The 4,364-nt window shown below is 56.8% G+C and carries 6 protein-coding genes and 1 pseudogene; 4 read left to right on the forward strand and 3 right to left on the reverse strand.

Annotated features, from left to right (window positions below; all coding sequences use genetic code 11):
* The 3 genes from M0974_RS13625 to M0974_RS13635 form a co-directional block, all read right to left on the reverse strand.
* Positions 1-442 (reverse strand): SDR family NAD(P)-dependent oxidoreductase (locus tag M0974_RS13625; protein WP_297837306.1); only part of this gene is annotated, 442 nt, incomplete at its 3' end.
* Between the two features lie 26 nt (positions 443-468).
* Positions 469-978, reverse strand: a complete 510-nt coding sequence (locus M0974_RS13630; protein ID WP_297837309.1) for a DUF1097 domain-containing protein — start codon at positions 976-978, stop codon at positions 469-471.
* Between the two features lie 34 nt (positions 979-1,012).
* The gene (locus M0974_RS13635; RefSeq protein ID WP_297837312.1) at positions 1,013-1,753 is read right to left on the reverse strand and encodes an SDR family oxidoreductase; all 741 of its coding nucleotides are present in this window, start codon (positions 1,751-1,753) and stop codon (positions 1,013-1,015) included.
* 136 nt (positions 1,754-1,889) lie between these two features.
* On the opposite strand from M0974_RS13635, the gene M0974_RS13640 reads away from it, so the two are divergent.
* The 4 genes and pseudogenes from M0974_RS13640 to M0974_RS13655 all read left to right on the forward strand — a co-directional run.
* Positions 1,890-2,780 (forward strand): LysR family transcriptional regulator, encoded by an 891-nt coding sequence (locus M0974_RS13640; RefSeq protein ID WP_297837314.1) that lies wholly within the window; start codon positions 1,890-1,892, stop codon positions 2,778-2,780.
* A 129-nt stretch (positions 2,781-2,909) separates the two neighbouring features.
* Positions 2,910-3,209, forward strand: a pseudogene (locus M0974_RS13645) (integrase); the annotation flags it as partial.
* Positions 3,206-3,466 carry a hypothetical protein gene (locus tag M0974_RS13650; RefSeq protein WP_297837316.1) on the forward strand — a complete coding sequence of 87 codons (261 nt, stop codon included), beginning with the start codon at positions 3,206-3,208 and terminating at the stop codon, positions 3,464-3,466. The pseudogene M0974_RS13645 and the gene M0974_RS13650, both read left to right, overlap by 4 nt.
* Before the next feature lie 293 nt (positions 3,467-3,759).
* Positions 3,760-4,364, forward strand: a 605-nt coding sequence (locus M0974_RS13655) for a LysE family transporter (protein WP_297837319.1), incomplete at its 3' end; no start/stop codon positions are given.

Raw genomic sequence — 4,364 nt, forward strand, 5'->3', positions numbered from 1 at the left:
CGCGTGCGCTGCTGGAGGACACCCACACGAGCAAGCCTTTACCCTGTTTACGCAATTGCGGCAGCGCGGCGCGATTGACCCGCTGGGTGCTCAGCACGTTGATGTCGTAGAGCTGGGCGAACTGCTCAGGAGAAAAGGCCTCGGCGGGACCAAAGGACATGTGCCCGGCGTTGTGAATGATTACGTCCAGTCGACCACAATCCTCGATGATTTTCGTTACACCGGCCTCGACCGACTCGCTGGAAGCAACGTCGAGTTCGACGCTGCGCAGATCGACCTGATGCTCTTCGGCGTAGCGGGCGACCTCGGCGACTTGCGGCGCATTACGTCCCTGGGTTTCGCGCATGCTGGCGTAGACGGTGTGGCCGGCATCGGCCAGGGCGCGAGCGGTGAGAGCACCAAAACCACTGGATGCACCGGTAATCAGGATGATCGTTTTCATGTGAATAACCTCTGCGAAGGATGGTGTCAGGCACGATGGGGAAGACGTTGTTGCACGGCATGGGACAACCAGCCGGCAAAGGAGCCGAGGCCGGCGGCGCCGCTCAATTCAAAGAAGCTTTCCAGGGACGGTTCCTGGTGCGCGGCGAAGTAGGCGATCAGGCCGAGAAAATAAGCGACGACGTTGTTCATCGTCCGGGTGGCCCGCAGTGACACCACGATCATCGCCATGACAAACACCACGATTGGCAGGGCAAACACTCCGAGAGTGGGCGCCAGGACACCGATGCTCAACGCCGCTCCCATGCCGAAGGCGATGCCCATCAGCACACAACCGAGGTTCACCAGGCCATCGCGCAAGGTCAGCCCGCGGCTGAAGAACGCGACCCAGCCGACGAACATCGCCCAGACCGGCAGGCTCAGCAGCAAGCTGGAACCTGCCGCCAGTGCAGCGGTGGCAGCAGCGACGGCGGTGAACAGCGTGAACATCAGTTTCGATTGCCCGGTGTGGGCTGAGGTGTTGGCTGGGTGGCTCATGATCATCACTCCTTTCAAGGTTGTGTGGAGCGGCTCAAACGAGGCCGCCGTTGACGCGCAGGATTTGCCCATTGACCCAGGCCGAATCAGGTCCAACCAGGAAGGAGACCACGCGGGAAATGTCTTCGGGCTGAGCCAGACGCTCCAGCGGGGCCATCTTGGCGAAGGTCTGGATCTGCTCTTCGCTCTTGCCGTGCAGGAACAGGTCGGTCGCGACCGGACCAGGCGCCACGGCGTTGACGGTGATGTTGCGACCGCGCATTTCTTTGGCGAACACCTGGGTCAGTGATTCCACCGCCGCTTTGCTGGCGATGTACACCGCATAGCCGGGAAGGTTCATGCCTACGGTGCTGCTGGAGAAGTTGATGATCCGCCCGCCAGCGTTCAGGCGCGTCGCGGCTTCACGCAGGGTATTGAAGGTGCCACGAGCGTGGATGTTGAAGTTCTGGTCGAACAGTTCGTCGCTATGTTGCGCCAGCGGCAGCACCTTGAGGATGCCGGCGTTATTCACCAGCACATCGACCTTGCCCAGTTGTGTTTCGGTTTCGTCGAACATCCGACGCACGTCGTCAACGTTAGCGACGTCGGCCTTGATCGCGATGGCTTGGTGACCGGCCTGACGCAATTCAACAACCAGTTTCGAGGCTTCGCTGGCGCTGTTGGCGTAGTTGATGGCGACAGCGAAACCTTCGCTGGCCAGTTGTTTGGCGATGACCGCACCAATGCCGCGGGAGGCGCCGGTTACGATGGCAACTTTCGACGTTTGAGTAGTCATGGAGGTGATTCCTTTGAAGTAATGGGTTGTTTGCTAGGTGTGAAGCTAGATTCACATGTTTACTTCGGGTGATAAATGCACGAGAGTTGGCTTTACTGTTCAATAATCACCAACAATCGAAGGGCAGGAGTTCAACGTGGATCAAGTCAAAGCGATGAAGGTGTTTGTGCGGATCTACGAACGCAGCAGCTTTACGTTGGCGGCGGATGACCTGAACCTGCCACGCGCGACGCTGACCCACACGCTGAATCAGTTCGAAGCCTGGTTGGGCACGCGATTGCTGGAGCGCAGCACGCGTAAGGTGCGTCCGACGCTGGATGGTGAGGCGTACTACCTGCGTTGCGTGCAGTTGCTGGCAGAATTGGAAGAGGCCGAACTGGCGTTCCGCGGCGTGGCGCCGAAGGGACGGTTGCGCGTGGATTTGCATGGCACCCTGGCCAAGCACTTCGTGATCCCGGCGTTGCCGCAATTCATGACCCGTTACCCGGAGATCGAGTTGTCCATCAGCGAGGCCGACCGCCAAGTCGACCTGATCGCCGAAGGCGTCGACTGCGTGCTGCGCGCAGGTACGCTGGGGGACTCGGCGCTGATCGGCAAACGTGTCGCCAACCTGCGCCAGATCACCTGCGCCAGCCCGACCTACCTGCGTAAACACGGCGAGCCGAAAAACCTCGACGACCTGAAGAGCCACCGCGCAGTGAACTACGTCTCACGCACCACCGCCAAACTTTTTCCGTTTGAGTTCATGGTGGATGGCGAGTTGAAGGAAGTGATCATCGATGGTGCCGTTTCGGTGTTCGGCGCGGAAATCTACGCAGCCTCGGCCATCGCCGGACTGGGGCTAATCCAGTGCCCGCACTACCGGATGGAAGCGCAGATCGCCCAAGGGCTGGTAAAGGAAATCCTCACCGACACACCACCACCGTCGATGCCGGTTTCAGTGCTGTATCCGCACAACCGACACATGTCGCCACGGGTTCGGGTGTTTGTGGACTGGTTGGGCGAGATATTCACCAAGGCATTGTGAGGTCCAGCGCGAAGATTGCGAGCAAGCGGTGGCGTTAGACTGAGAGGCTTCCCGGTCTCGCTGTGAAGAAAATTCTTGCAGATTGGCTCAGGCGATCGGAATCACTGGGCCATCTTTTGCTTTTTGAGCGAGGCGATTTTGGCGGACCTGCCCCGGCTGCAACGGGAGGCTCAACGACTGGGGAAGGTCAATATCCAGGACGGCACCAAAGGCGGTCGATCAGGCGCATCCGCTCCGCGTTGGATCGCGGTCACGGATCAAGTTCGCGCGGTCCTCGACAGGTATGAGCAACTGACCGGCTTTCCCGCACCTATAAATGGCGGTCGTGGTCATCGAGCACTCGATCAGCGTGCACGACAGCAGATCAGCCATGAGTTGGGGCATAACCGCATCGATGTGGTGAGTGCCTACCTCGGAGGTCGGCGATGAAGTCCGAGTTCGATATGGTGTTGTTTCTGAGTCCGGTGCTCAAAGGTGCGCATGCCACGCGGCAGCGGCATATCAGGCAGGCAGAAAACATGCAGCGTGCAATTCGACAGCGTTGGAAGTGTCCCTCTCCCTGGGCTTGGAAGGAGAAGCATGTCAGATGGTATTTCGACGGACCTCTGGGGCAGTTCGCCCCCACTACACGTTACTACTACAGTCTAACCGCAGCACTGATTCGCCTTCGGCGTGGATGCCGCTGAGCTGTAGGCATGGTGGTCTAATAAAATTGGATGTTTGTTTAAGCAAAAAGGATCGCCGTAGAGAGGGGATACGGCAGATCTGTGGCGGCGGCCGGGGGCTGGAGCGTCCATTGAGCCCCAATAAGTGAGTAATTCCGCTATTTGCTAGCAGGTTTTTATTTCTGCCTTAGTAAGTAAGGTAAAATCTCGAAATAACCTTAAAAATATATGTTAGATAACTAAAAAGCTGAATATTTAATTTATCGACGAGCGCCCTGATTCTAATATATAAACTCAATTATGGAGGCGGACTTATGTTGATCTTTATGAAATCATTGGTTGTCGGACTGTGCATAGCGGCCCCCGTCGGGCCAATCGGTCTTTTATGTATACAGCGAAGCCTTATGCGAGGTTGGAGGTCAGGTTTCGCAACGGGGTTAGGGGCTGCAACCGCTGACGCAATGTACGGGTTTATAGGCGCCCTCGGGATCACGGCAATCATCACAACACTGATTATCTTTAAACCATGGCTGTGCATTCTGGGAGGACTCTTCCTTACGTACATTGGCTATCAGACGATAAAGTCGAAAGAGTCTACAGTCGCCTTAGCCGGCGAGAGGGCCGGCATGATGAAGGCCTATTCGACTACACTGATTTTGACATTGTCGAACCCAATGACCATTCTATCGTTCATCGCGATATTCGCTTCAATGAGTGATGGTATGGCAGGCGATCAAGGCAGCCAACACTCAGTGTGGCCGATGGTGGCCGGTATATTTTTGGGGTCCGCATTTTGGTGGCTTGGATTAAGCGGCTTTTCCTCCGTATTCAAGACCAGGATATCCAAGTCAAAGCTCAAGCTAATAAACTATTTTTCCGGTTCTACCATAACCGTTCTTGGTGCGTATCAAGTGGTAAC

This window comes from Pseudomonas sp., from assembly GCF_026224925.1.
GTDB lineage: Bacteria > Pseudomonadota > Gammaproteobacteria > Pseudomonadales > Pseudomonadaceae > Aquipseudomonas.

Bases quoted from the DNA above. Each gene is read 5' to 3' on its own strand.
- M0974_RS13630 (WP_297837309.1), bottom strand. From the start codon at position 978: ATGAGCCACCCAGCCAACACCTCAGCCCACACCGGGCAATCGAAACTG.
- M0974_RS13635 (WP_297837312.1), bottom strand. From the start codon at position 1,753: ATGACTACTCAAACGTCGAAAGTTGCCATCGTAACCGGCGCCTCCCGC.
- M0974_RS13650 (WP_297837316.1), top strand. From the start codon at position 3,206: ATGAAGTCCGAGTTCGATATGGTGTTGTTTCTGAGTCCGGTGCTCAAA.